Below are 26,785 nucleotides of genomic sequence, written 5' to 3'. Positions count from 1 at the left end.
ACTTCACCGCCTTACAGGTACAGATCTTTTTCGCCCTGCTCCAGACGGCGCAAGCGGTCAGCGGTGAGACGGCGAATATCCTCCCGCCGGATGGCTTCCTGCTCTTTAGCCAGGACAGGGGCAGCTGCGTTGCGGGCAGCCTCACTGCCAAAGTGGAGGAGATATTCCTGTAAAGTCAGCAGGGCATTGGGCTGGCAGACATTCTGGATATTACCGCTCTTGGCCAGTTGCATAAAGCGTTCCCCGGTGCGGCCGCTGCGATAGCAGGCGGTGCAAAAACTGGGGATGAACCCCGCCTGGAGGACACAGGTAATCACTTCATCCAGAGTGCGATGATCCTCGATAGCGAACTGTTCTGTCGGGTCGGCAGTCCGGGCCCGTTCCCGGTAACCGCCGGGGGAAGTAGCCGAACCGGCGGAAATCTGGCTAATACCCAGATGCAAGAGTTCATCCCTGAAGGCTGGCGTCTCCCGGGTCGAAAGAATCAGGCCGGTGTAAGGAACAGCCAGGCGCAGAACGGCCACGATTTTCTTGAAATCCCGGTCGGAAACGGGATAGGGCGCAGCCTGGAGCTGTGATCCCGGAGCCGGACGCAGCCGGGGTACAGACAGGGTATGGGGGCCAACCCCATAAGTGCGATCCAGATAATGGGCATGGGCCAGCAGCGCCAGGGTGTCGTACCTGTGGTCATAGAGACCATAGAGGACGCCCATCCCGATATCATCGATACCGGCCTGCAGGGCCCGTTCCGGGGCGCTGACCCGCCAGTGATAATCGGCTTTCGCTCCCGCAGGGTGCATCTGCCTGTAAGTGTCGAGATGATAGGTTTCCTGGAAAAGTTGATAGGTGCCGATTCCGGCCGCTTTCAGGCGGCGGAAGCCCTCCCCATCCAGTGGGGCGATATTGACATTGAGGCGGCGAATATCCGCCTGCTGATAAATGGCTTCAATCACCTGAACGATATAGTCTACAGCGGCCTGGCGGCCATTTTCACCGGCTACCAGCAGCAAGCGCTTGTGGCCCTGGCTTTCCAGGGCTTTCGCTTCAGCCACGGCCTCTTCCACAGTCAGGGTGCGGCGGGCCAAACTGCGGTTGGCTGCCCGAAAGCCGCAGTAGAGGCAATTATTGTGGCACTCATTGGTTAGATAAAGGGGGGCGAAGATGACCACCCTTCGCCCGTAAATCCGTTCCTTCACCTGACCGGCGGCCTGGAACAGCTCGGTCAGCAGTTCTTCATCTTCGATTTGCAGAAGCTGAGCCGCTTCGGCCAGAGTCAGGCCCTGCGCAGTTGCTGCTTTGGCCAGAATCTCCCGCACCCGGGGAGCAGAAGGCTTAGCCGCTTCCCTGAGCAGATTTTCCAGATCAGCTTCCGCCAGCCAGGTTGGAATTTGCATAATCATTACCTCCGATTCTGATTTACCTCTGTCTAATATTTTAACACATTAGCGGCGTGGTTGGTACCTGGTATGCAAAAGCTGGTGGCTCTTGTGACTCAAAGGATGGCCCAGAAACTCGGCATACAGCTCCTTGATAGCCGGGTTTTCGTGGGACTTGCGGAACCGGGCCTGGGAGTCGCACTGGTAAATACCCTGGGCCCGCTTTTGCCGCACTTCCCAGGTGGTAGGAATCGGCTGGCCGCCACCACCGATACAGCCGCCGTGACAGGCCATAATTTCGATAAAATGGTATTCCGCTTCGCCTTTTTGCAGGGCGGTCAGCAGCTGTTTGGCATTGGCCAGGCCGTGGGCTACCGCCAGTTTCAGCCTGCGCCCTTTTAGTTCTACTTCCGCTTCCTTAATGCCATTGAAGCCCCGCACTTGCTGGAATTCAATCTCAGCCAGGGGCTGGCCGCTGGTCACTTCTGCCACTGTTCTGAGGGCCGCTTCCATTACCCCGCCGGTGGTGCCGAAAATGACACCGGCACCGGTGGATTGGCCCAGAGGCTGATCAAAATCTTCGTCAGGCAGATTCCTGAGATCCAGACCGGCTTCCCGCAGCATGGCGCCCAGTTCCCGGGTGGTGAGGACGATGTCCACATCCTGGTAGCTGGAGGCCTGCATTTCCGGCCGCTGGATTTCAAACTTCTTGGCGGTACAGGGCATAATGGATACCACCACTATGCTGGCCGGGTCAATCCCGTGTTTGCTGGCATAATAGGTTTTGGCCACCGCCCCGAACATCTGGTGCGGGGATTTGCAGCTGGACAGATGTTTTAGCAAATCGGGGAAGAAATGCTCTATATATTTGACCCAGCCGGGACAGCAGGAAGTGATCAGCGGCAGGGAGCCGCCCTCTTCCAGCCGTTCTAGCAGTTCGTGACCTTCTTCCATGATGGTCAGGTCAGCAGCAAAATTGGTATCAAAAACGCGGTCAAAACCAAGGCGGCGCAGAGCGGCCACCAGTTTACCGGTCAGGACAGTGCCGGGTTCATAGCCCAGCTCTTCCCCGATGGAAACCCGCACGGCAGGAGCCACCTGAACCACTACGTGCTTTTCGGGATTGGCCAGGACGGACCAGACACGGGCAGTTTCATTTTTCTCGGTCAGGGCCCCGGTGGGGCAGACCAGCACACACTGGCCGCAGAAGGTGCAAACTGCCTCATTGAGGTTATCCCCAAAGGCCGGAGTGATATTGGTGTCGAAGCCCCGCTCGGCTGCCTGCAGACAGCCTACCTGCTGCACCTGCTGGCATACTGCCACACAGCGGCGACAGAGGACACACTTGCGGGGATCGCGGACGATAGAGGGGGAGCTGGCATCAACAGGCAGCTGAGTAGTAGCTCCGGTATAGGGAATCTGCCGTACTCCCACTTCCTCGGCCAGTACCCGCAATTCACAGGTACGGTTGCGGGCACAGGTCAGGCATTCCTGGGGGTGGTCGGAAATAATCAGCTCCACTGCCGTTCGCCGGGCTTCCCGTACTGCCGGACTTTTGGTATTGACCACCATGCCGGGGCTAACGGGCAGGACACAGGCAGCCTGCAAAGTACGGGCCCCCTGTACCTCTACCAGACAAACCCGGCAGGCCCCGATTTCATTGAGTTCTTTCATATAGCAGAGGGTAGGGATTTTGATGCCCAGCTGGCGGGCCGCCTCCAGCACGGTGGTGCCTGCTGGTACTTCTACCGTTTGTCCATCTATGGTCAATTGCACCATTTCAGTCATTATCTTCACCTCATTACTTCTTGCTGATGGCTCCGAATTTGCATTTGCTGACACAGGCGCCGCATTTGAGGCATTTTTCCTGGTCAATTACAAAGGGTGACTTAACCACACCGCTGATCGCCCCGGCGGGACAGGCTTTGGCACAGAGACTGCAGCCTTTGCAGAGGGTAGGATCAATCACATAGTTCAGTAAGGCCTGACAGACTCCGGCCGGGCATCTCTTTTCCTGGATATGGGCCAGGTACTCATCCCGGAAATGTTTAAGAGTACTGAGTACCGGGTTGGGAGCGGACTGGCCCAGGCCGCAAAGGGAACTGTTCTTGATATTGCGGGCCAGGGTTTCCAGCTTGTCCAGATCTGCCATGGTGCCCTGACCGGAAGTGATCCGCTCCAGAATTTCCAGCATGCGTTTGGTACCAATCCGGCAGGGGGTACATTTGCCACAGGATTCATCGACAGTGAATTCCAGGTAGAAGCGGGCAATGTCCACCATACAGTCAGTTTCATCCATGATAATCAAGCCACCGGAGCCCATCATCGAACCGGCTGCCAGCAGGGAATCGTATTCAATGGGGGTATCCAGATGGCTGGCAGGCAAACACCCGCCGGAAGGTCCCCCGGTCTGGGCGGCTTTGAAAGCCTTACCATTGGGAATTCCGCCCCCGATTTCGAAGATAACCTGGCGCAGGGTAGTGCCCATGGGCACTTCGATCAAACCGGTATTGTTGATTTTGCCGGCGATAGCAAAGACCTTGGTGCCCTTGCTTTTTTCTGTCCCCATGGCGGCATACCAGTCAGCACCATTGAGGATAATCATCGGGATATTGGCATAGGTTTCTACGTTATTGATGAGGGTAGGCTTGCCCCACAAACCCTTGACTGCCGGGAAAGGCGGCCGGGGCCGGGGTTCGCCGCGGTGACCTTCAATGGAGGTGAGCAGCGCGGTTTCCTCACCACAGACAAAGGCACCAGCCCCTAAACGAATATCTACATCAAAATTAAAACCGCTGTTGAAGATGTTTTTGCCCAGCACACCCAGGGCCCGGGCCTGAGCAATGGCAATTTTCAGCCGTTCCACGGCAATGGGATATTCGGCCCGGACATAGATATAACCCTGCTGGGCCCCGATGGCATAACCGGCAATGGCCATGGCTTCCAGCACACTGTGCGGATCCCCTTCCAGGATGGAACGGTCCATAAAGGCCCCGGGGTCGCCTTCATCGGCATTGCAGACGACATACTTGATTTCACCTGGTGCATTCGCGGTAAATTCCCACTTCAGACCGGTGGGAAAACCACCACCACCCCTGCCTCTCAGGCCTGAGGCCTTGACAGTAGCAATAACCTCAGCAGGAGTCAGGCTGGTCAATGCTTTGGCCAGGGCCTGGTAGCCATCACGGGCAATGTATTCATGGATATTTTCCGGGTCAATTTGCCCGCAGTTGCGCAGGGCAATCCGCTTTTGATAGCGGAAGAAATCGATGTCCCGGAATTTCTCGATCACTTCCTCTGCCTCAGGCCCGTGATAAAGCAAACGTTTTACCGGTCGGTCCTGCAGGAGATGGGAATTGACGATTTCAGCGGCATCAGCTGGAGAGACAGAGGTGTAGAAAGTTTCGTCGGGATAGATTACTACAATAGGTCCTAAGCGACAGAAACCGAAACAACCGGTTTTAACCACTTTGGCCTGTTGACTGAGACCGGCCTCAGCCAGACTGCTTTCCAGGGCTTCCGCAACTTTAAGGCTGCCAGATGAGGTACAACCGGTACCGGCACAGACCAGGATGTGCCAGCGATAACCATCAGCAGCAGCCTGACCCTGGCGCAAAGCCAGCTGGGCCAGGGCAGCTTCCTTGAGTTCATTCAGCTGGTTAATACTTAGCATGAATTTGCACCTCCGCTTAACCTGCAATAGCGGGAGAAACCTGACCTTCCCGCTGGCGATATTCTTCCAGGATAGCAGCCAGGTCTTTACTGGTCAGACGGCCATAGACCTGGTCATTGATAGCGATAACAGGAGCCAGACCGCAGGCACCGATACAGCGGGTGGCTTCCAGGGTAAACAAACCGTCAGGGGTGGTCTGACCGACGTCAATGCCCAGTTGCTTTTTCAGATCTTCCAGGAGCAGGCCGGAACCTTTGACATAACAGGCTGTGCCCAGGCAGACACCGATTTTGTATTTGCCAATAGGCTGGGTGGAGAAATAGGAATAGAAAGTAACAACGCCGTAGACTTCACTGGCCGGGACATTCAGTTCTCTGGCGATATATTCCATGACCTCCCGGGGCAAATAGCCAAACAGCTGCTGGGCGGCATGCAGTACCGGAATCAGGGCCCCTGCTTCCTCCCGGTGTTTGGCGATAATAGCATCCAGTTCCTTGAATCTGGGGTCGGCGCTTTTGCTGCCACACTTACATGTGCATTCAGTCATAGCATATCCCTCTCTTTCCGTGATTGTGTTAGTACAATTTTTGTCCCGGAGGGACAATGTTGGTCCCTAGAATGGTAAAATAAAAAGGATTGTTCGCAGCTTCACTTTCACAAACTAATTTTACATATTAGCTGGCCTTGAGACAAGACCAGGACTAAAAGTTGTAATTTTGATAATTATCACAAAAAAAGGAGTTCAACATTTACTGGCGAATGGTATAATTAAACAGGGCGGAGGGATCAGGTATGAACACGGTAGAAGTGACGATTGTCAGAGAAAAATATCGCATAAAAGGGGAGGCCAGTCCGGAGCAGATTGAAAAGGCAGCTGCCCTGCTGGATGAAATGATGCGTTCGATTCTGGCGGGCAATCCTTCTCTGCCTTTACACCAGGTGGCTGTGCTGGCTGCCTTGAATCTGGCCAATGATTACCTGACATTAAAGGAAGAATATGAGAGTCTGGTGAAAATGCTGCCCTGAGGGGTGGTGATTAATCTGGGGCAAAAGCCCTCGGCTGGTTACGGGCTGGAGGTAGCAGGGGTGGAAGAAATCGAAGGAGTGGTCACGGTACGGGTGCGGGAAAAGGTACCGCCTCCTGATGCTGTGACAGCCGCTGTGCTTACCTATCCGCAGCTGATAATCCGGGTTAAACCTCTGGCAGGCTGGCGCTGGCGGATAGTGTCTGAAAGTGGGGTTGAATTCAAGCTGCTGCAAGAAATAAAAGCCCCGCCGGTCTATTATACCGTACAGGGGCAGTATCTGGGACGGCAGGGAGCTATGGCTTTCAAGGCCCGGGTGCAGGGGAAAGTGCTGGTTTTTCGTTACCAGGGTAAGCTCAATTTCCGCAAGGGTAGCCGGATCAGTATTAAATATTACTGGAATGCCAAGAAGGAGCGGCAGGCGGTAGAAGTACGGTGTCGCTAGAGACTTATTGCTCTTACTATTTTTCTAAATTAGTGTCTTTACATATAAAATAATCTGTTAATTCTTTTTGGCGTTGTAAAAAATATTTTTTGATCTCTGACCAGGATACCTCCCGAAACAGCCTGGGCATTGGCTCTAATTCTGCATCATCAAAATATCCGAGGGATTTTAAAAAAACCAGTGGCTGAAAGGTTTTAACCGGGTATTTATCCGGATAAGCTTTAAAAATATCTTCGAACTTAATCTGTTCCTTGTCCAAAAAGAATAAGTCCACAAAATCTTTTTTTGTCCCCCGTTGCACTAAAGCAACCAGTTTCATTAAGGCAATATCCTTTAATGATGCTAATTGAATGTTTTTGTAGGTAAGCCCGGTTTCGAGGCGGGGATAGGGATAATAGAGAAAACTTACTTTTACGCCGTAAATAAAACAGTGGAGAGTTCCCGGTCCCTGGCTGGTTAAAAGAAACCCCTCAAAATTGGCCAGTTTTCCGGCAAGTTGAAAAGGGTCAAATTCTTGCTCTGAGAAAAAATCCAGGTCTTCTGACCAACGGTGGCCCAGATAAAGAGCTGCCCCGGTCCCTCCTGCTAAATAAAAGGTTTGTACCAGGGAGTGTCTTGCTAATTGCTCAAGAAGGATATATCGTTCCTTTGACATGATGTGTTCAAACAAACCACTTCCTCCTTTGGTATACCCAATAGGTTTTGCCACAGAATAGCCGTCCTCCTGGATATATTCCGGCTGTTCCTGACTACTTCTGCAATCTGTTCCCTGGTATAGGTTCGGTAAAGCCAGCGGTTGGCTTCCAGATCTCCGTATTCCAGGATCCGTTCTATAATTTGAAACCAATGGGCGGTTTGGTCTAATGTTTGCACATCATATTCCCAAAAAAATTGATGCAATTCCACGGGTAGCATGGTTTATCACCCTCTGGTTGTATTATACTTCAAGACAATCACTATCTTAATATAATTATACCACGTAATTATAATTGCTATAAGTTGAATAGCGTGAAACTACAATAGAATTAACAACCCTACCCCCCCGCCCGCAGGCAGCGCAGGGCCTCATCCAGCCGTACCAGAGCAGTGGGTTCCCCTTCCATAAACAATTGCGTTCTTGGCAAAAAGAAACTGCCCAGTTGCTCAGGAGGCAAGCTAGACCAGGTCAAGGTCAGGTTTCCGAACTCCGTCCGGAAGATCAGCGAATTGTTTTTTTCTTCCAGTAGCGTCCAGTGACAGTGCTGACCAATACGTTTCAATTCCACCTGTATTTCTTCCGCAGTCAGGCCAAGAATTTTGCTTGCCATCTCCATTCTCCTTTACAGCCCAGAGGTTAATTTCATCATAATATACATACCCTGGCAAGTCAATTTGCCCTTTACGACATACTGTGGTAAAATATTTCAGGATACCGTAGACAGAGGAGGACTATTTAATGAAACTGAAAGAGATCTATCAGCTGGCGGTAGAAATGGGAATGGAAGCTGACCCGCGGGGGAAACAGGCAGTAGAAAGGGATTTGCGCCTGACCCGGAAAAGCTACGAAAAACTGGAAGCGGAAGATAAGGCTTTTTTCGATACCGAGTCCCTGACCAATCCTTACAGTGACACCAGGATTCTCTGGGGGGACCCGGAGAAGGAAGTCAAGCGGATTCTGGTGGGCATCGATATCGAAGCCGGTGAATTATTGCTGGCTGACCGGCTGCGGGAAAAAGGCAAGGAAATCGACCTGGTGCTGGCCCACCATCCGGAGGGGCGGGCTTTTGCGGCCCTGCATCAGGTCATGCATATCCAGTCCGACCTCCTCTATCAGTGGGGGGTGCCGGTTAATATCGCTGAAAGCATTATGGCTGGACGCATCAAGGAAGTCATGCGCAATATCATGCCCTATAACCACCAGCGGCCGGTGGATGTGGCCCGTTTGCTGGAAATCCCCCTGATGTGCTGTCATACTCCTTCGGATAACCTGGTAACTTCCTGGCTGCAAAAATATCTGGACGAGAAACAGCCGGAAACCATTGCCGATTTGCTGAAAGAACTGAAAACCATCCCCGAATATGCCGAAGCAGCCCGGCAGGGGGCAGGCCCCACCATTTTTGTCGGGGATGAATCCCGCCGCTGTGGTAGGATTTTCGTGGACATGACCGGTGGCACTGGCGGTTCTGAGGATGCCTATGATGAATGGGCTAAAGCAGGAGTAGGCACTCTGGTGGGCATGCATATCAGCGAAAAACACCGGGAGCGGGCAGAAAAAGCCCGTGTCAATGTAGTGATCGCCGGCCACATTGCCAGTGACTCCCTGGGCATGAACCTTTTCCTGGACCGGCTGGAAGCGGCGGGGATTGAAATCATTCCCTGCTCTGGCCTGATTCGGGTCAAGCGCTAACCGTTTAGGACAGGACACCTTCAGCCATACTATGGCTGGAGGTGTATTTTTATGGAAACCAAGTTGAAGCCAGCTGGCCATTAGGATAGAATAGAATTGTTTAAGTGATAAGGTGGAGGTAATTGCTGTGAAACTACCCGAATTGCTGGCCCCGGTAGGTTCCTGGGAGGCACTGGAAGCGGCGGTGGCCAATGGGGCTGATGCCGTTTACCTGGGGGGCAAAAACTTCAGTGCCCGCCAGTATGCCGCCAATTTTGACCGCCAGGAACTGGGGGAAGCGCTGGATTTTGCCCACTTGCGCGGAGTGAAGGTATTTGTTGCCGTTAATACCCTGGTAGCAGACCAGGAGCTGCCGGAAGCTCTGGATTACCTGGGTTTTCTCTATGAGCGAGGAGCAGATGCGGTTATACTGCAGGACCTGGGGCTGGCGGCCCTGGCCCGTAAATATCTCCCTGATCTGGAGTTGCATGCTTCTACCCAGATGACTATTCACAATGCAGCAGGAGTCAGGCAGCTGGAAGAACTGGGCTTTCAGCGGGTGGTGCTGGCCCGGGAAGTCAGCTGGGAAAATATGAAACGGATTCGGGCCCGGACCAGGGCCGAACTGGAAGTTTTTGTCCATGGTGCCCTGTGTATTTGCTATTCCGGCCAGTGTTTGATGTCTTCCCTGATTGGCGGCCGCAGTGGCAATCGGGGCCGCTGTGCCCAGCCCTGCCGCTTGCAATATACCCTCGTGGATCAGCAGGGACGGGAGCTAACCGCTGAGGAAGTGGGTAAACATCTGCTCAGTCCCCGGGATTTGAATCTGGTGGAAGATTTGCCCCGTTTAGTCGAAGCAGGGATTACTTCTCTCAAAATTGAAGGTCGAATGAAACGGCCGGAATATGTCGCTACTGTAGTGCGGGTTTATCGCCAGGCTCTGGACCGCCTGGCGGCCGGGGCCTTCCAGGTAACAGCTGAGGAGAAAAAAGATCTGGCCCAGATTTTTAACCGGGATTTCACCCGCGGCTATTTTGCCGGCAATCCCGGGGCAGAACTGATGAGTTATAAACGGCCCAATAACCGGGGCCTGAAAATCGGCCGGGTGTCCCGGGTGGATCGGGCCAAACGCCGGTTTGAGCTGGTCCTGGAGGAACTCCTGCGGGTAGGGGACGGTCTGGAAATCTGGGTCAAAATAGGCGGACGGCTGGGGCTGACCAGTCCGGTGGCGGCAGCTGCCGGAGAAAAGGTCTGGTTACCCAGTCCAGGCCAGGTCAGTGTAGGTGACCGGGTCTTCAAGACCCTGGATATAGATTTGATGGAACGGGCCCGCAGGGAAGTTAAACCCCTGCCGGTAACGGTACAGGTAGAGGGGTCAGTGGGACAGCCGTTACACCTGGTCTATCTGGATGAACAGGGGAACCGGGGGGAAGCCTGGACAGCGGAACCAGCCCAGCAGGCCCAGAAGCGTCCCCTGACCGAGGAGGTACTGTGGCAGCAGCTGGGACGCCTGGGCAATACCCCCTATCAGCTGATAGGGCTGGAGGCCCGGCTGCAAGGGGAGATTATGGTGCCCCTCAGTTTGCTCAATGAGGCTCGCCGCCAGGCTATATCCCGCTTGACGGCCGCCCGGCTTAAACCCTGGGCCAGACCGGCAGCACCGGCAGTACACTGGCAACCTTTACCCCGGCAAGAAAGCCGCAATCAGGGCAGACCACTGCTCACCGTCCAGGTAGCCAGCTGGTCAGGAGCGGAAGCGGCCCTGGCCGCCGGGGCGGACCTGGTCTATCTGGGTGCAGAATGGTGGCGGCACCAGCGGGAGAAAACAGATTGGGCGCAACTGCCCGGAACGGAGCGGCTCTGGCTGGCTACTCCCCGCATTCTGCAGGAGGAAGAATGGCAGGGGTATATTCCCTGGCTGGAGCAGATCTTGCAGCAACAGCCCCCTGCCGGTTTGCTGGTCAGCAATCTGGGTTTGCTGCACTGGTTGCGGGCCCAGGGCTACCAGGGCGAATTAGTAGCAGACTGGCCCTTAAATGCCTTTAATCAAGTCACAGTCCAGATCTTGCAGCAGCTGGGAGCCAGCCGCATCACCCTTTCCCCGGAACTGACGGGGGAACAGGTAATGGAGCTGGCGGCCACGGGCTTGCCGCTGGAGGTCCTGGTTCACGGCCATATTACCATGATGGTTTCCGAATATTGTGCAGTGGGCAGTTTGCTGGGGGGACGGCGGCCCGGCAAAAAGTGTTCCCAGCCCTGTCGCCAGGGAACTTACGGGCTGAAAGACCGCCTCAATCTGGTGTTCCCCTTGCGCATGGACCAGTTCTGTCACATGCATGTTTTTAATCCCAGGGAACTGGCTTTGCTGGATGAATTGCCCCTTCCCGGCCTGTCCGGGCTCAAAGCCCTGCGGCTGGATTTGCGTTTAGCAGATTCCGAGAAAATCCGGCAGGTGGTGGCGGTTTACCGGCAGGCTCTGGCCGGAAAGGTGCTGCCTCAGGCCCGGGAATTCCTGCAAAAACTCAGTCCGGGCGGTTTGACCAAAGGCCACTGGTACCGGGGGGTATTGCAGGTGGAAGAGGAGGAAAAGGATTAAGACAATGAACAATCGCGCTCTGGAAAAACTGGAATACAGCAAAATCATCGCCCAGTTGGCCGATTGCACCATGAGCAACCTGGGCCGGGAGCTGGCGGAAAACCTGTTACCCACTACCGAGGAGGCGGAAATTCGCCGCCGCCAGCAGGAGACTCAGGAAGCCCGGGAATTGTTGCGCGTGTATCCCGATCTGCCCTGGTCCGGTTTAAAAGACCCGCGTCAGGCTGTGGGCCGGGCCAAACGGGGCGCGGTGCTGGCTCCGGAGGAACTGCTGGCTGTTGCAGACAGCATGCGGGCCAGCCGCCGCTTGAAGCGCTTTTTTGCAGAACTGAAGGAACATTATCCGCTGCTCCAGGAATATGCCGCTAACCTGGCCAGCTTTAAACCGGTCGAGGATGCCATTTACCGCGCGATTTTACCGGGCGGGGAAGTGGCTGATGAAGCTTCTCCCCGGCTGGCTGCCCTGCGGCGGCAGATTCGCAGCCATAGTGTCCGGGTGAAGGAAAAACTGGAACAGATTATCCGTTCCCCGGAATGGCAGAAAATGCTGCAGGACCCCATTGTCACCCAGCGGGGGGACCGCTATGTGGTGCCGGTGAAAAATGAATATCGCGGCCAGTTCCCCGGTCTGATCCATGACCAGTCAGGCAGCGGGGCGACCCTGTTTATTGAACCCATGGCCGTGGTGGAAATCAATAATGATCTGAAAAGGCTGAAGGCGGAAGAGGAAGAGGAAATTGAACGCATTCTGCAGGAACTGACGGCCCGGGTGGTGGCGGAAATTGACCAGCTGGAACTGGCGGTGGAGGCCCTGGCCCATCTGGATTTTGCCCTGGCCAAAGGGACTTTGAGCCAGCGCTGGGATGGCGTAGGGCCAAAACTGAACCGGGATGGCTATATTTACATTAAAGGCGGGCGCCATCCTTTAATCAAAGGCCGGGTAGTGCCGGTTACCATCTGGCTGGGCCGGGATTTCACCACCCTGATTATCACCGGGCCCAATACCGGCGGTAAAACTGTGACTCTAAAGACAGTAGGCCTGTTTGTGATTCTGGCTCAGGCGGGCTTGCATCTGCCCGCTGAGCTGGGAACGGAAATTGGCCTCTATCAGCAGATTTTTTGCGATATCGGGGATGAGCAAAGCATCGAACAATCCCTCTCCACATTTTCTTCCCATATGACCAATATCATCTCCATTCTGGCCGAGGCTGACCGGGATAGTTTGGTTTTGCTGGATGAGCTGGGGGCAGGTACCGATCCAGCGGAAGGAGCGGCTCTGGCCCAGGCCATTCTGGAAGAGCTGCATCGGCGGGGAGCCAAAACCATCGCTACTACCCACTACAGCCAGCTCAAAACCTTTGCCTTCAGCCAGCCAGGGATTGAAAATGCCAGTGTGGAGTTTGATGTCAATACCCTGCAGCCTACTTACCGTTTGCTCATCGGTCAGCCGGGGAGTTCCAATGCCCTGCAAATTGCCGCCCGGCTGGGGCTGGCTCCGGAGCTGGTGGAACGGGCCCGTTCCTTTATGAGCAAGGCGGAAACGGAAATGGCCGATCTGATCCAGAGCCTGGAGGCCAGCCAGCGGGCAGCAGAAGCGGAACGCCAGGAAGCCGAGCGGTTGCGCCGGGAAAGCGAGCGCCTGCGGCAGGAGTATGCGCAGCTCAAGGAAAAACTGGAGGCTCAGCGGGAACGGATTCTGGCCAGAGCCCGGGAAGAGGCCTGGGCGGAGGTGAAAAAGGCCCGCCAGGAGGCGGAAAATATCGTGGCAGAGTTGAAGGCCCGACTGGCAGAGGCGCCTTCGGCCCAGACCTTGCAAGCAGCCTATGATGCCCGTTCCCGTTTACGCAAATTGCAAGCGGACAAGGCTGTCACCCCGACAACCCCGTCTGTTGCTACCGGAGGCAGACCACCGCGGGAGCTGGAAGTGGGGGACCGGGTCAAGGTCTTGAGTTTAAACCAGGAAGGCACTGTGGTCGGTGGGATAAAACCCGGTGTTAGTGCCGTAGTTCAGGTAGGAGCCCTGAAAATGACGGTACGCTGGGAGGATCTGCGCTTGCGGGCCGGTTCTGATCCGGAAGCGGGGCAAGTGCAGGGGGCAGGCAGCCTCATGTCGGCCAAAACCGCTGCTATCAAGCGGGAACTGGATTTAAGGGGCATGACGGTCGATGAGGCTCTTTATGAACTGGAAAAATATCTGGATAACGCCCTGGTGGCCGGACTGAACCAGGTCTATGTCATCCATGGCAAAGGGACAGGGGCTTTGCGCAAAGCCATCACCCAGGCGTTAAAAGAACATCCACGGGTAAAAAATTACCGTCACGGTGCAGCCAATGAGGGCGGCATCGGCGTGACGGTAGTCGAGTTATAATTTCCTATTCCCGGTCCCTTCCGGCCATTTTACCCAGCATGTAAACCAGGGGAATAGTGGCCAGATGCAGGGCCCAGAAGCCGGCATTGGGAAAATCGAAGGTATCTTTTTCACGGCGGCGACCAAACAAAAGGTGCATAGTTTTTAACCTCCTTTGCCGGTTTGTTATTAGTTTATCCCCTTTGAACTGAAAAAAACGCGTTAAAAAATGTTATTGACCCTGTACCGTAGTACAGGGTTTATACTTTATCCAGGGGGTGATAATAAGATGAAATATCGTATTAGTGAACTGGCTGTTAAATGTAATGTCAATAAAGAAACTATCAGGTATTATGAGAGAAAAGGATTAATCAAAGAAACTTTACGAACAGATTCTGGGTATCGAATGTACTCGGAAGAGACTGTAAAGCGTATATTTTTTATTAAACGCATGCAGGAACTAGGGTTTTCTCTGGGTGAAATTCATAACTTACTAAAGGTTATAGATGAAGGTGAAATTCGATGTAAGGATATGTATAATTTTATTTCTCAAAAAATAGATGAAGTTCAACAACGAATAAAAGATTTAAGACGGATTGAAAAAATATTGAACGAATTGAAAGAACGCTGTCCCAATAAGGAAGAGCTACAAGAATGTCCAATCCTTGAAACTTTAAAAGATGATTGAACTTAAAGCTGTTGAGGATGACAACTGATTTTGATCTTTCCAAGAAATTACGTATACGGGAAAGGGAGGGTAGAAACATGCTGAGGAAACGGTATATGTTGCGGCCGGTAGCTCACTGTAAAGGTGGCTGCTGACTTAAGGTCCTGGGCTTAAGGTCCTGGGCATGACCTAAAACTGCCCATTTTATTGTAGATAGAGGAGGAAAAAAATATATGAAAGAGAAAATAGCCAGCATCGGTTCAGTATTCTCCGCTTTCTTCGCATCTATTTGCTGACTGGGGCCAGTTATATTGGTACCACTTGGTCTAAGTGGCCTCAGTAGTATTTTAGCAGCTTCCCTGTCCAGGTATCGGACACTCTTTTTTATTTTAACTATCATACTGTTGGGTATGTCTCATTATTGGGCCTCGAAAAATCCTAGCGATAATAAGTATAATAAAGTTATCTTATGGGTTTCTACTTTAATGGCTGTGGGAATTTTGCTTTATACTACAGTTCGAACTCTATAAGGAGTTAATAAGGAGGTATGCAGCAGCTTCAGAAAACTAGACTATAATTGATTGTATTTAACTGTTTTGTTACAATAAAAAAATGGAACTATTATCCATTGGAGAAGCAGCAAAGTCCGGCAGGGTTTCGGGGAGCTGATCAGGAATGTCAATGAAACACGAGAAGAACAAATTTAGCATAACTGTGTGCAGGGAGTTTTTTCCAGAGATTTACCCGGCTCACCGGTCTTCGAAGTGGAGCAGGGGTGAAGAAGACCCGCTGACTACGGAGATGCGTCTCTTCTGTGCCTGTATGCGGTGGGCCTTTAACCGGCTCCTGGAAGGTGCTTCCCGCCATGAAATCAAGAAGGCAGGACAAGAACTTTTCGGGCTGAACTCCCGCTATGCGGATGATGCCAGACTTAAAGCACAGGCCCTGCTGGACTCCCAAACAGAACTGCTGAAGTTAGAAAATGAAGAAACAGAAAAGAAACTGGGCCGGGCCAGAAAGAAGCTCAGCCTGGCTATGAGGAAACTGGCGAAGGCAGAGGAAAAGGGGGCTGCTTCAGAAGTTATTGAAAAGCTCCGCCTGGCAGTCAAGGGGCGGAACAAGCGGGTGGTTTCACTGGCAAAAAGGCTGGCTGAACTGAAGGATTACCGGGAGAAGGGTACAATACCAGAGGTAGTCTTTGGGGGCAGAAGGCTGTGGGAAAAGGTCTGCCAGGGCCGGGCCGCCCGTGAAAAATGGCGGCACGCCCGCAGGAACCGCCTCTACTCCCGGGGAGACGAGAGCAAGGGAGGCAACCCCAACATTAAGATATTTTATGAAGGACGCTACTTGGTACATTTGACATTTGAAGTGGTCAGGGTGCAGGAACCGGACTTTGCTAAAGGTTGTCTGGCTATAGACACAAACCCTGATGGGGTAGCCCTGTGTAACGTTAGCGCTTCCGGCCAGCCGGAGCCGTGGCCGGAGGGTTTCAGCGTTCCTTATCCCGGCAACCTGGGCAAGTACGAAGGAGAGTTTCAGGTTATCCCTTACCCGAACGGTTTTCTTTATATCAGAATACCAGACTTAGCCCATGCTTCCAGCTTCCGGCGTAGCTACCTGATAGGCGTTTTAGCCAGAGTAATGGTAGATATAGCTTTCTTTTCAGGCAAACCCATTGTTTTAGAAAACCTGAACTTTAGCAAAGACAGACTGGACACTAATAAAAAGTTTAACCGCATGGCCTCCAATTTTCCATTTGCGAAAATGGTAGGAGCAATGTATCGGAGAGCGACAAAAGAAGGGGTGCCTTTCAAGTTAGTATCACCCCGGCATACTTCAACCATAGGTTACTGGAAGTATATGAAACGTTACGCCGTTCCGGTGCATTGTGCGGCGGCACTGGTTATAGGACGCCGGGCAATGGGGTTCAGGGAACGGGTGACTGAAGAACTCAGGCAACTGGTATCGCAAATCAAGCAAAACCTGACCCGGAAGGTTAATCCTGATAGACCTGGGGAAGGAAAAGGGATGACCCGTGGGGTCAGGGCCTGCTTGAGGCGGCTGGAGGAGAGGCTTTCTGTGCATAACGGGCTTGCCCAGAGTGAGCAGGAGGCGTATAACTCCGTCTGGTCTGACCTGAAGTTATTGGCCCTGTCCGTACGGTGACCCAGTTTAGCCGGTGTCGGAGAAACCGGTAGGCGTCCTAACAGGACGCGGGAGGCGGAGTTATACTCCCACCGGGGAGGTCAGCAAAAACCGGTGCAGTACTCCCGTCCGGGTGGAACTCCCGGGCCGAGGTCCCCTGTCGCCCTGCCCTGCGGGGGCAAATCAAGTATTCGGAAAGGAGGCGAAATCCTGGTCTGGGGGCCGACTTGACTGAAAATAAAAATAGTCAAGTTTTTTGAACCAGGTCAGGCCATGGCCGGATGTGGACAAGCCTGTTGTAGCCAGGAAGGTTGCGGAGAAAAGAATCAAATTCCCCGCTGCCCTATCTGTGGAAATGAGGGGCAGCCCGTAAGCCCCCGTACTTTACGCAATCTGCTCAAAACCGGACTAATCGAACAGATTGTGGAGGAAGACTATCATCTCTGTCAGAATCCGGAATGCCAGGTGGTTTATTTTCACCGGGAGCTGGGTCAGATTTTTGGCCGCGATGCCCTGACAGTCAAGGTCTGGTGGAAGGACCCGGGGCTGGATGTTCCCCTCTGTTATTGCAAGGGGGTAACCAGAGGACAGATCCGGGAAGCCTGGGAAAAGGGAGCCAGAACTTTTGCCGAAATAGTCAAGGCCACCGGTGCCATGGGTGGCAGGCGCTGTGAATACGAAAACCCGGCGGGACGCTGTTGTAGTTCGGCGATTCAGGCATATCTTCAGGAACTGGAGGGAAATATTAACTTCGGCTAAAACGGGCCGAAGTTTTTTTCTGCTCTTGACAAGACCAGAACAATCAATTACAATCAAAAATAAGCAGAAACAATCAAAAACAATCAACAAATGAGCAAAATCAGGCAATCACTGGGGGGCTGGCAGGTGTTTGGGGAGGAACGCAAACAACTGATTCTGGACTATGTCAACAAGCATGGTCGTGCATCAGTACAGGAGCTCAGTAACTTTTTGCAGGTTTCGGAGTCCACTATCCGCCGGGATTTGAAAGAACTGGAAGAAGCCAAACTGTTAAACCGGACCCATGGTGGAGCCATTTCGTTGCAGGCAGTTAATTTTGAACCCACTTACTGGGAAAAAGAAGACAGGTTTAAAAGTGAAAAAGAAGCCATTGCCCGTGAAGCAGTTAAGCTGATTGAAAATGGCGATACCATTTTACTGGATTCCGGCACAACCACCTTTCATCTGGTACAGCAGCTTAAAACCTTCAATCACCTGACAGTGGTCACCAATTCCCTGCTCTTTGCCCAGGAATTACAGGGTAATCCCGGTATCGAGGTACTGGTGACCGGAGGCAGTCTGCGCCGGGAGACGCTGGCCCTGGTCGGGCCCATAACCGAACGGGCCCTGGAGCAGGTACGGGTGGACAAGGTTTTTATCGCTACCAATGGGCTGGATTTAGAAAAAGGTTTAACCACTCCCAATCTGCTGGAAGCGGCAGTAAAAAGCAAAATGATTGCAGCGGCTACCCAGGTAATTCTGCTGGCTGACCACAGTAAAATCGGTCGCATTTCTTTTGCCAGATTTGCCGGTCTGGCCGATATTGATCACTGCATCATGGATGCTGCTGCTCCCGTTGAGGTGGTGATGGCTTTGAAGAAAAAAGGAGTTCAGGTTCATCTTGCACAGCCATAGGAGGAAACAAAATGAATTCAGCTGCAGTAGTCACGGTAACTTTAAACCCGGCTCTGGATAAGACGGTAACTGTCGAAGGCTTTACCGCAGGAAGCTTAAACCGGGTTCAGGAGGTACGGCTGGACCCCGGGGGCAAAGGGGTAAATGTGGCCAGGGTACTGAAAAATTTCGGGGTAAGCGTACTGGCTACCGGGTTCATTGCTGGAATGCAGGGTAAACTGCTGTTAAAGGCTCTGGAGGATGAGGGGATAACGACTGCTTTTGTCAGCGTACCGGGGGAAACCCGCACCAACCTGAAAGTGGTTGATCTTGCCACCAGACAAACTACGGAAATCAATGAACCTGGATTTGTAGTGGATTCTGCTCGTATGCAAACGTTTTACCAGCTGCTTGATTCAGTTCTGGAACAGACGGCTTACCTGATTCTGGGCGGTAGTTTACCCCAGGGAGCTGCTGCTGATACTTATCGGGAACTGATCAGCAGAGCAAAAGCAAAGGGGGTGAAAGTAGTCCTGGATGCCGATGGAGAGGCCCTGCGCGCTGGTCTTGCCGCTCAACCCTTTGCGGTCAAGCCCAACCTGGCAGAACTGGAAAATCTGCTGGGCCGTTCATTGCAAGATACGGAAGCTATCATCGCTGCAGGCAGTCAACTACTGGAACAAGGAGTGGAGCTGGCGGTAATCTCCAGAGGCAGTAAAGGGGCGGTAGTGTTAAACCGGGAGGAAGTGATCGTAACCGAGCCCTTTCCCATAGTGCCGCAGAGTACAGTGGGAGCCGGGGATACCATGGTGGCAGCTCTGGTCTATGCTCTGTTGCAACAAAAGCCTCTGGCTGAAACTGCAGCCTGGGCCACAGCAGCAGGCACCATTGCAGCTTCCAAAGCGGGAACCCAGGTCTGTACCCGGGAAGAAGTGGAGGCCAATCTGGCCCGAGTCAAGGTTATCAATTGGAGATGAGCTATATAGCAAGAGGGGGAGGAAATTTTATGAAAAAGATTTTAGCCGTTACTGCTTGTCCGACCGGGATTGCCCACACCTACATGGCAGCAGAAGCATTGATTAAAGCAGCTAAGGAAAAAAACATCGACCTGAAAGTAGAGACCAGAGGAGCAGTGGGAGTGGAAAATGCGCTTACTCCTCAGGAAATTGCCGACGCTCATGCCATTATTGTTGCTGCTGATACCGATGTCGATGAAGGCCGTTTTGCCGGCAAGCCGGTTGTCAAAGCCTCAGTTGGTGAAGCTATCAAGAACCCGGGAAGACTGCTGGACGAGGCCCTTAACAAAAAGGCGGCTGCCAGCGCTTATGTAGCTCAGGTAGAGCAAATCAAGGAAGAAAGAAGCAAACAGCGGACTGGCGCCTATAAGCACCTGATGAATGGGGTTTCCTATATGATTCCTCTTGTCGTAGCCGGTGGTTTGTTGATTGCCCTCTCCTTCGTTTTTGGCATCAAGGCTTTCGAACAAAAAGGGACTCTGGCGGCAGCCCTGATGGATATCGGCGGCGGTTCTGCCTTTGCTCTGATGGTGCCTGTACTGTCCGGCTTTATCGCTTTTTCCATTGCTGAAAAGCCCGGTCTGGCTCCTGGTCTGGTAGGCGGTATGCTGGCTTCTAAGATCGGTGCCGGTTTCCTGGGGGGTATCGCTGCCGGTTTCCTGGCCGGTTATGTAGCGAAATGGCTAAAGGATAACATTAAGTTGCCCAAAAATCTGGAAGGCCTTAAACCTGTACTCATCATACCTCTTTTTGCTACCTTGATTGTAGGCCTGCTGATGATTTATGTAATTGGTACTCCGATTAAAACTATCATGGATGCGATGACTGCCTGGTTGAAGAGCTTGAGTGCCGGCAATGCCGTGCTGCTGGGCCTGATTCTGGGCGCGATGATGGCTTTTGATATGGGTGGTCCGGTCAACAAAGCCGCTTATACTTTTGCTGTCGGTTTGCTGGGCAGTGATGTTTATGGGCCCATGGCAGCAGTCATGGCGGCCGGGATGACTCCGCCCCTGGGTCTCTGGCTGGCTACATTGCTGGCTCCTCACAAATACACCGAGGAAGAAAGAGAAGCTGGTAAAGCAGCCGCAGTCCTGGGGATTTCATTCATCACCGAGGGAGCCATTCCCTTTGCTGCCGCTGATCCCCTCAAGGTAATTCCTTCTATCATGATTGGTTCAGCTGTAACCGGTGCTCTTTCCATGGCCTTTGGCTGTACCTTGCGGGCACCCCACGGCGGTATTTTCGTACTCCCCATTCCCAATGCGGTAGGCAATTTGCCGATGTATGCGCTGGCCATTGTCATAGGTACTGTTGTTACCGCTTTACTGGTCAACCTGTTGAAAAAGCAAAAATAAGTTGTTAACAGGGCATAATGGGATAAGGGGCAGGTTTTCCTGTTCCTTATCCCAACCATTTGAGGAGGAAATAACCATGAATCTGAGCAATATGCTGAATGAAAACACGACTTTGTTGGACCTGACAGTTAACAGCAAGGAAGAATGCATGGAAAAAATGGCAGCGGCTCTTGCTGCAGCCGGATTTGTTTCAGACCTTGACCAGTATCTGCATGCTGTAAAAAGACGGGAAGAAACCGGTACTACCGGGATTGGATTCGGAGTGGCTATCCCCCATGGAAAATCGGCAGCAGTTCAAGCTCCCGGACTGGCTTTTGCCCGCCTGGCTCAGCCGGTAGACTGGCAGGCTATGGATGGACAACCCGTAACTTCTGTGTTTATGATAGCTGTACCGGAACAACAGGTAGGAAATGAGCATTTGCAAATATTGATCGCCATTTCCCGCAAACTGATGCATGAAGATTTCCGGCAAAAATTGCACACCGTAGCTTCTGCTGAAGAACTGGTCAACCTGCTACAAAATCTGTAGTTTGGAGGTAATAACTATGTATGCACGCGAAGTGGAACTTCAAAACGCCTCCGGTCTCCATGTCAGACCGGCCCAGTTGTTGATTGAAACAGCCGGTCGCTTTACCTCCCGGATTACTGTTAAAACCGCCAGTGGTCATCAGGCTGATGCCAGGAGCATTCTCGGGGTGATGGCTCTGGGCCTGAGCAAAGGGGATAAAATTACCATAGAAGCTGAAGGTGATGATGAACAGGCGGCAGTAGAAGCCCTGGTTCAATTAATAGAAAGCAAGTTTGGTGAGGAATAATGGCAGAAAAACGCATTTATGGGCTGGGGGTTTCAGCCGGTATCGGCCTGGGCCCGGCGTTTCTTTACCGGCCGCACCTCAGTCAGCAACAGCCTCAACTGACTGAGGTACAGGATATTGCCGGGGAATTGGCGCGACTGCAGGCAGCGAAAGAGCAGTGTGAAGCTGATTTGCACAAATTGGTGGACTATACCCGGGAAACACTGGGGGAAGAAAAATCCACCATTATTAAAGGCCAGATTAGCTTTTTACTCGACCCTGGTTTTTATCCGGAAATGATAAAACGGGTGGAGACCCGTTCTTATCCGGCCGAAAGAGCTGTTCAGGAAGTAACTGAAGAGTTTGCCCGCATCTTCGAACAGATGCCCAACGAATACCTGCGGGAAAGGGCGGCGGATATCCGGGATGTGGGGCGGAGGCTGTTAACTCTCTTGCAGGGAGGGCAGCAGCTGAGCTTAGCTGAGCTTGACCGGGAAGTGATTTTAGTCGCTGACGACCTGACTCCTTCTGATACTGTTCAGCTAAACCGGAACCTGGTCAAGGGGATTGTCACCAGAGTGGGGGGCAAGACTTCCCATACCGCCATTCTGGCCCGTTCCCTGGGGATACCGGCTATTCTGGGAGTTGGAGCCGAAATTGAAAGCATCAATCACAGCGATAACCTTTTGATTGATGGACAGGCAGGTTTGTGTATAATCAATCCTGAACAGGCTACACTGACAGAATATCAGGAGAAGGCAGCAGCAGAGCAGTTACGTTTGCAGGAACTGCAGGCTTTTGCCCACAGGCCTGCCTGTACAGTAGATGGCAAATGCTTTGAGATTGTGGCCAATATCGGCACTCCGGAAGAGGCAGAACTGGCTCTGGAACAGGGAGCAGAAGGAATTGGCCTTTACCGTACTGAATTTCTCTTTATGCACCGGGAACAAATGCCTGATGAAGAAGAGCAGTTCCAGGCTTATCGCCGGGTAGCTGAAATCATGGGCGAACGCCCGGTAATTATCCGGACTCTGGATATTGGCGGGGACAAGGAATTACCCTACCTGGAGCTGGAAAAAGAAATGAACCCCTTCCTTGGTTACCGGGCAATCCGCATTGGCTTGAATCAGCCCCAGCTCCTTAAAACGCAGTTGCGGGCCATTTTAAGGGCCAGTGTTTATGGCAATATCAAGATTATGTTCCCCATGATCTCCAGTCTGGAGGAATGGCGGGAGGCCAGACGGATTTATCAGGAAGCCGAAGCTGATTTGAAACAGGAAGGGAAAGAATTCAAAGCTGGCCTGGAGCTGGGCATTATGGTGGAAGTACCTTCTGCCGCTGTGCTGGCTGCCAGGTTTGCAAAAGAAGTGGATTTCTTCAGCATCGGGACCAATGATCTGGTGCAATACACCATTGCCGTTGACCGGATGAATGAAAAAGTCGCCTATCTCTATGACTATTTCCATCCGGCTGTGCTGGGCTTGATTAAACTGGTAATTGATGCTGCCCATCGGGAAGGCAAGTGGGTAGGAATGTGCGGCAGTATGGCGGGAGACCCCCTGGCGGCACCGTTGCTGGTCGGGCTGGGGCTGGATGAGTGGAGTATGTCAGCTGGCAGTATCAAAGAGATTAAGCGGATTATTGCCGGACTGGATGCCAGGGCATGTGCTGAACTGGCGGAGCGGGCCCTGCAACTCAATACCACAGCTGAAGTGAGAGAATTACTGCAAACCTTCCATCACTAAAGGGTGGAAGGTTTTTTCTTTACATTTGTAAGAACTGTACTAACATAGTAGTTGGGAGGTGGTAATATGCTAATTCGCAACACTGAAAACAGCCACGAAGAAGATAATGCACAAATGCAGAATGATATAGATAACAACTATGTTAGTCTGGTAACTAGTTTTATAAAAGAATATGAACTAGCTCTAAGAGAGTTAGCTAATGAAGGGCTCGAATATTGAGTACCAGTTTGACAATTCTCCCATCTTATGCTACAATATTCCATCATGACTGAGAGCAAAGGCGAAGAAGGACCGAGTTGCCCATTACTCCGTCACCAGAGAGGAAACCCACAGGCTGCAAGGTTTCTGGCGTGAGCGGGTGACAGCCAGTCCGGAGCCGGCCCGGGAGGACCGGGCCCGGGGGGCCCGTTACAGCCAGGAAAGCAGCGCTTTCCATGAGGTGACCGGTTTCAGGCCGGTAACCAGGGTGGTACCGCGAGAGAAACTCTCGTCCCTGTGGGGGTGAGAGTTTTTTCTTTTAAGTGCGCAGTTTTAGAAGGGAGAGACACAGATGCTGACAGGAAACCAGATTCGGGAAAAATTTCTGTCCTATTTTGAGCGGCAGGGCCATGCCCGCATTGCCAGCTCGTCGCTGGTGCCGCACAATGACCCCACCTTGCTTTTTACCAATGCCGGGATGAACCAGTTTAAAGATGTCTTCTTAGGGCTGGAGCAGCGACCCTATCGGCGGGCTACTACCGCTCAGAAGTGCGTGCGGGCCGGGGGCAAGCACAATGACCTGGATACGGTAGGGCGCACAGCCCGCCATCATACCTTCTTTGAGATGCTGGGCAACTTCTCCTTCGGGGACTACTTCAAGCGGGATGCCATCCGCTTTGCCTGGGAGTTTCTCACCGAGGAGCTGGGTTTACCCAAAGAGCGCCTCTATGCTACCATCTATCTGGATGATGAGGAAGCCTTCCAGCTCTGGCAGGAAATCGCCGGTTTGCCGCCGGAAAAAATCATCCGACTGGGGGAAAAGGACAATTTCTGGGCCATGGGGGACACCGGGCCCTGCGGTCCCTGTTCAGAAATCCTGATTGACCGCGGGGAAGAGTTTCGCTGTGATGCCCCGGAATGCTTTATCGGAAAATGTGATTGTGACCGCTGGCTGGAAATCTGGAACCTGGTCTTTATGCAATACAACCGGGATGCTGATGGCACTATGACTCCTCTGCCCAGGCCTTCTATTGACACCGGGATGGGCCTGGAACGGATCACCTCTGTTATTCAGAATGTCAGCTCCAACTACGAAACCGACCTGTTGCTGCCCTATATCAAGGCAGTAGAAGAAATATGTGGACAACCCTACCAGCGGGATGAACGGGGTTTCCCCTTCCGGGTTATCGCTGACCATGCCCGTTCCTGTACCTTCCTGGTGGGGGATGGGGTATTGCCTTCCAATGAAGGGCGGGGCTATGTGCTGCGCCGCATTTTGCGCCGGGCGGTACGTTTCGGCAAGATCCTGGGGATTAACCGTCCTTTCCTGTATGAACTGGTGGCAGTAGTGGCCCGGGAGATGGGGGATGCCTATCCGGAAGTGCGGGAAAAGGCCGATTATATCGCCCGGGTGATCAAACTGGAAGAAGAACGTTTCCATGTCACACTGAATGAAGGCATGGCCCTGGTGGAGCAAATGATTGCCGAAATCAAGGCCGCCGGGGGCCAGGAGATTTCCGGTCAACAGGCTTTCCTGCTCTACGATACTTACGGGTTCCCCCTGGATTTGACCGAGGATGCTGCTGCCGAACATGGACTGACGGTGGATCAGGAAAGCTTTGCCCGGGCCATGGCAGAACAGCGGGAACGGGCCCGCGCTGCCCGGGGAGAGGGGGCTTATTTGACCAGGGTGCAGGAACTCTGGGCTGAACTGGGCAATAAAATGGGGGCTACTCCTTTTCTGGGTTATCAGCATTTAGAGGCTACCGCCAATGTGGTGGCTCTCATCGTCGAGGAACAGCAGGTAGAGACCGTTGCATCCGGTCAGGAAGTGCAGATCGTGCTCAATGAAACCCCCTTTTATGCTGAAAGCGGCGGTCAGGTAGGGGACAGGGGCTGGATCACAGCTCCTGACCTGAAGGTGCGCGTCACTGACACCAGGAAGTCTGTCAATGGCCTGATTGTCCACATCGGGGAAGTGGAAGAGGGGGTTATTCGGGAAGGTATGCTGGTAGAGGCCAGGGTGGACCGGGAGAGCCGGCTGGCTACTGCCCGCAACCACAGTGCTACCCACCTGTTGCATAAGGCTCTGAAGCAGGTGCTGGGAGACCATGTCAATCAGGCCGGGTCTCTGGTAGCTCCTGACCGTTTGCGCTTTGACTTCAACCATCTGCAGGCTGTGACTGCCGGGGAACTGCGGCGCATTGAAGATGAGGTAAATGCTCAGATCCTGGCGGCTCTGCCCATAAGTACAGAAGAATGTTCCCTGGCTGAGGCCAGAGAGCGGGGGGCTACTGCGCTCTTCGGGGAAAAATACGGCGATGTGGTTCGCATGGTAGCAATGGGGGACTACTCCCTGGAATTGTGCGGGGGCACTCACCTGACCAATACCGCCCAGATCGGGCTCTTTAAAATCGTCTCCGAAAGCGGGATTGGTGCCGGTTTGCGCCGGATTGAGGCGGTAACCGGTACCGGGGTACTGGCTCTGGTCCGTCAGCAGGAAGAAGAGCTGGAACAGTTAGCAGCAGTGCTGAAAACCCAGCCTGCTGAACTGGTACGCCGGGCCGAACAGGTTCAGGCTCAGATCAAGGAACTGGAGAAGGAGGTCGAGCAGCTGAAACAGCAGCTGGCCGTACGGGAAGTGGCTGACTTGCTGAATCAGGTCAGCAAGGTCCGGGATGTCAAGGTACTGGCAGCCCGGGTGGCAGTACCTGATGCCGAGTCCCTGCGCAATCTGGGAGATTTACTCAAGGATAAGCTGGGCAGCGGTGTGGTCGTACTGGCAGCAACCAACCAGGAACGGGTCAATTTTGTCGCCATGGTAACCAGAGACCTGCTGGGCCGGGGCCTGCATGCCGGCAATATCATCCGGGAAGTGGCCAGAGCCGCCGGTGGCGGGGGCGGGGGACGGCCGGATATGGCCCAGGCCGGGGGCAAGGATCCCGCCAGAACCGATGCTGCCTTACAGCTGGTATACAGTCTGGTGGAACAACAGCTGAGCCAGCAGCTGGTTTAAATTACCTGAAGGATTTTGCCTCTTCTCGACGAATAATATTGCGGTAACAAGTCAGGTCGAGGAGAGGTGCATAGATGAAAATCGTTTACGAAAGCGAGCGGGTAGCAGCCATCCGCAAACAGTTAGAAGAAATGGACAACAGGGAACTGGACTTCCTGATGGAATGCATTGGCCGGGAAAAAGACCGGCGGCGGCAGGAAGTTTTTCAGGAGTGGCTGGCTTTTCTCGATAGCTCAACGGTTAGGCGGACAGCTCACTGATAGGGAAAAGGCTCCTGACTGGCCTACATGCCGGTTCAGGAGCTTTTTTCTGCCAGTTGGACAAAAGAAGTTATCTGAGCAGGTGGGGACAGTTGAGGGACTGTCCCTTTTCCTTTGCCTGCATACTATC

26 protein-coding genes are annotated in these 26,785 nt (G+C 53.0%); 18 read left to right on the top strand and 8 right to left on the bottom strand.

Annotated features, from left to right (window positions below):
* Positions 1 to 11 precede the first annotated feature (11 nt).
* Genes hydG through nuoE form a run of 4 tightly spaced genes read right to left on the bottom strand, consistent with a single transcriptional unit; the run spans position 12 to position 5,596 of the window.
* Positions 12 to 1,394, bottom strand: a complete 1,383-nt coding sequence (gene hydG / locus CTH_RS10340) for a [FeFe] hydrogenase H-cluster radical SAM maturase HydG (protein ID WP_242952073.1) — start codon at positions 1,392 to 1,394, stop codon at positions 12 to 14.
* Between the two features lie 48 nt (positions 1,395 to 1,442).
* Positions 1,443 to 3,155: an NADH-dependent [FeFe] hydrogenase, group A6 gene (locus tag CTH_RS10335; protein ID WP_200803506.1), complete on the bottom strand. Its 1,713-nt coding sequence runs from the start codon at positions 3,153 to 3,155 to the stop codon at positions 1,443 to 1,445.
* A 22-nt stretch (positions 3,156 to 3,177) separates the two neighbouring features.
* Positions 3,178 to 5,049 carry an NADH-quinone oxidoreductase subunit NuoF gene (gene nuoF, locus CTH_RS10330; RefSeq protein ID WP_078666408.1) on the bottom strand — a complete coding sequence of 624 codons (1,872 nt, stop codon included), beginning with the start codon at positions 5,047 to 5,049 and terminating at the stop codon, positions 3,178 to 3,180.
* Positions 5,050 to 5,065: 16 nt separating this feature from the next.
* Positions 5,066 to 5,596, bottom strand: coding sequence for an NADH-quinone oxidoreductase subunit NuoE (gene nuoE / locus CTH_RS10325; protein ID WP_078666409.1), 531 nt, complete (start codon positions 5,594 to 5,596; stop codon positions 5,066 to 5,068).
* 245 nt (positions 5,597 to 5,841) lie between these two features.
* On the opposite strand from nuoE, the gene CTH_RS10320 reads away from it, so the two are divergent.
* Together CTH_RS10320 and CTH_RS10315 are read left to right on the top strand one after the other, a co-directional pair.
* Entirely contained in the window at positions 5,842 to 6,075 is a 234-nt protein-coding gene (locus tag CTH_RS10320) for a cell division protein ZapA (RefSeq protein WP_078666410.1), read from the top strand.
* 60 nt (positions 6,076 to 6,135) lie between these two features.
* The gene (locus CTH_RS10315; RefSeq protein WP_242952074.1) at positions 6,136 to 6,519 is read left to right on the top strand and encodes a protease complex subunit PrcB family protein; all 384 of its coding nucleotides are present in this window, start codon (positions 6,136 to 6,138) and stop codon (positions 6,517 to 6,519) included.
* 16 nt (positions 6,520 to 6,535) lie between these two features.
* Here CTH_RS10315 and CTH_RS10310 read toward each other — a convergent pair whose 3' ends face one another.
* From CTH_RS10310 to CTH_RS10300, 3 genes are all read right to left on the bottom strand, one after another.
* Positions 6,536 to 7,228 (bottom strand): nucleotidyl transferase AbiEii/AbiGii toxin family protein, encoded by a 693-nt coding sequence (locus CTH_RS10310; protein WP_159071926.1) that lies wholly within the window; start codon positions 7,226 to 7,228, stop codon positions 6,536 to 6,538.
* Positions 7,138 to 7,434 (bottom strand): DUF6922 domain-containing protein, encoded by a 297-nt coding sequence (locus CTH_RS14550; RefSeq protein WP_078666413.1) that lies wholly within the window; start codon positions 7,432 to 7,434, stop codon positions 7,138 to 7,140. Before CTH_RS14550 ends, CTH_RS10310 begins: the two co-directional genes overlap by 91 nt.
* A gap of 119 nt (positions 7,435 to 7,553) precedes the next feature.
* Positions 7,554 to 7,826 (bottom strand): hypothetical protein, encoded by a 273-nt coding sequence (locus tag CTH_RS10300; protein WP_078666414.1) that lies wholly within the window; start codon positions 7,824 to 7,826, stop codon positions 7,554 to 7,556.
* A gap of 128 nt (positions 7,827 to 7,954) precedes the next feature.
* Here CTH_RS10300 and CTH_RS10295 point away from each other — a divergent pair, with 128 nt between their 5' ends.
* The 3 genes from CTH_RS10295 to CTH_RS10285 all read left to right on the top strand — a co-directional run bounded on the left by CTH_RS10295 (position 7,955) and on the right by CTH_RS10285 (position 13,848).
* Complete coding sequence (locus CTH_RS10295; RefSeq protein WP_078666415.1) at positions 7,955 to 8,905, top strand: Nif3-like dinuclear metal center hexameric protein; 951 nt, start codon at positions 7,955 to 7,957, stop codon at positions 8,903 to 8,905.
* A gap of 127 nt (positions 8,906 to 9,032) precedes the next feature.
* Positions 9,033 to 11,480 (top strand): U32 family peptidase, encoded by a 2,448-nt coding sequence (locus CTH_RS10290; RefSeq protein ID WP_107753801.1) that lies wholly within the window; start codon positions 9,033 to 9,035, stop codon positions 11,478 to 11,480.
* A 4-nt stretch (positions 11,481 to 11,484) separates the two neighbouring features.
* On the top strand, positions 11,485 to 13,848 hold the full coding sequence (locus tag CTH_RS10285) for an endonuclease MutS2 (protein WP_078666417.1): 2,364 nt from the start codon (positions 11,485 to 11,487) through the stop codon (positions 13,846 to 13,848).
* A gap of 4 nt (positions 13,849 to 13,852) precedes the next feature.
* Here the strand turns inward: CTH_RS10285 and CTH_RS14385 are convergent, their stop codons facing one another.
* Positions 13,853 to 13,987, bottom strand: coding sequence for a hypothetical protein (locus CTH_RS14385; protein ID WP_278307340.1), 135 nt, complete (start codon positions 13,985 to 13,987; stop codon positions 13,853 to 13,855).
* A 129-nt stretch (positions 13,988 to 14,116) separates the two neighbouring features.
* Between CTH_RS14385 and merR the strand changes: the two genes are divergently transcribed.
* From merR to CTH_RS10225, 13 genes are all read left to right on the top strand, one after another.
* Positions 14,117 to 14,515, top strand: a complete 399-nt coding sequence (merR, locus tag CTH_RS10280; protein ID WP_078666418.1) for an Hg(II)-responsive transcriptional regulator — start codon at positions 14,117 to 14,119, stop codon at positions 14,513 to 14,515.
* A gap of 654 nt (positions 14,516 to 15,169) precedes the next feature.
* Positions 15,170 to 16,660 carry an IS200/IS605 family accessory protein TnpB-related protein gene (locus CTH_RS10270; protein WP_107753799.1) on the top strand — a complete coding sequence of 497 codons (1,491 nt, stop codon included), beginning with the start codon at positions 15,170 to 15,172 and terminating at the stop codon, positions 16,658 to 16,660.
* Between the two features lie 252 nt (positions 16,661 to 16,912).
* Positions 16,913 to 17,398 (top strand): (2Fe-2S)-binding protein, encoded by a 486-nt coding sequence (locus CTH_RS10265; protein ID WP_078665621.1) that lies wholly within the window; start codon positions 16,913 to 16,915, stop codon positions 17,396 to 17,398.
* Between the two features lie 126 nt (positions 17,399 to 17,524).
* A complete protein-coding gene (locus tag CTH_RS10260) occupies positions 17,525 to 18,292 on the top strand; it encodes a DeoR/GlpR family DNA-binding transcription regulator (RefSeq protein ID WP_174182996.1) in 768 nt (255 codons plus the stop codon).
* A gap of 11 nt (positions 18,293 to 18,303) precedes the next feature.
* Entirely contained in the window at positions 18,304 to 19,248 is a 945-nt protein-coding gene (pfkB, locus tag CTH_RS10255; RefSeq protein WP_078665619.1) for a 1-phosphofructokinase, read from the top strand.
* Between the two features lie 29 nt (positions 19,249 to 19,277).
* Positions 19,278 to 20,642 carry a PTS fructose transporter subunit IIC gene (locus CTH_RS10250; RefSeq protein ID WP_078665618.1) on the top strand — a complete coding sequence of 455 codons (1,365 nt, stop codon included), beginning with the start codon at positions 19,278 to 19,280 and terminating at the stop codon, positions 20,640 to 20,642.
* Between the two features lie 76 nt (positions 20,643 to 20,718).
* Positions 20,719 to 21,171: a PTS sugar transporter subunit IIA gene (locus tag CTH_RS10245; protein ID WP_078665617.1), complete on the top strand. Its 453-nt coding sequence runs from the start codon at positions 20,719 to 20,721 to the stop codon at positions 21,169 to 21,171.
* 16 nt (positions 21,172 to 21,187) lie between these two features.
* Positions 21,188 to 21,457: an HPr family phosphocarrier protein gene (locus CTH_RS10240; RefSeq protein WP_078665616.1), complete on the top strand. Its 270-nt coding sequence runs from the start codon at positions 21,188 to 21,190 to the stop codon at positions 21,455 to 21,457.
* Positions 21,457 to 23,181, top strand: a complete 1,725-nt coding sequence (ptsP, locus tag CTH_RS10235) for a phosphoenolpyruvate--protein phosphotransferase (protein WP_107753797.1) — start codon at positions 21,457 to 21,459, stop codon at positions 23,179 to 23,181. Before CTH_RS10240 ends, ptsP begins: the two co-directional genes overlap by 1 nt.
* Positions 23,182 to 23,247: 66 nt before the next feature.
* Entirely contained in the window at positions 23,248 to 23,400 is a 153-nt protein-coding gene (locus tag CTH_RS14160; protein ID WP_159071925.1) for a hypothetical protein, read from the top strand.
* A gap of 139 nt (positions 23,401 to 23,539) precedes the next feature.
* Positions 23,540 to 23,686 carry a hypothetical protein gene (locus CTH_RS14155; protein ID WP_159071924.1) on the top strand — a complete coding sequence of 49 codons (147 nt, stop codon included), beginning with the start codon at positions 23,540 to 23,542 and terminating at the stop codon, positions 23,684 to 23,686.
* Positions 23,687 to 23,731: 45 nt separating this feature from the next.
* Entirely contained in the window at positions 23,732 to 26,395 is a 2,664-nt protein-coding gene (gene alaS, locus CTH_RS10230) for an alanine--tRNA ligase (protein ID WP_107753795.1), read from the top strand.
* 74 nt (positions 26,396 to 26,469) lie between these two features.
* Complete coding sequence (locus CTH_RS10225) at positions 26,470 to 26,655, top strand: hypothetical protein (RefSeq protein WP_078665613.1); 186 nt, start codon at positions 26,470 to 26,472, stop codon at positions 26,653 to 26,655.
* The last annotated feature ends 130 nt before the right edge of the window (positions 26,656 to 26,785 follow it).

It is taken from the genome of Carboxydocella thermautotrophica (assembly GCA_003054495.1).
In the GTDB taxonomy this organism is placed as follows: Bacteria; Bacillota.
Note: the sequence above shows the minus strand (reverse complement) of the source record. Positions and strands in the feature narration are given on the sequence as shown.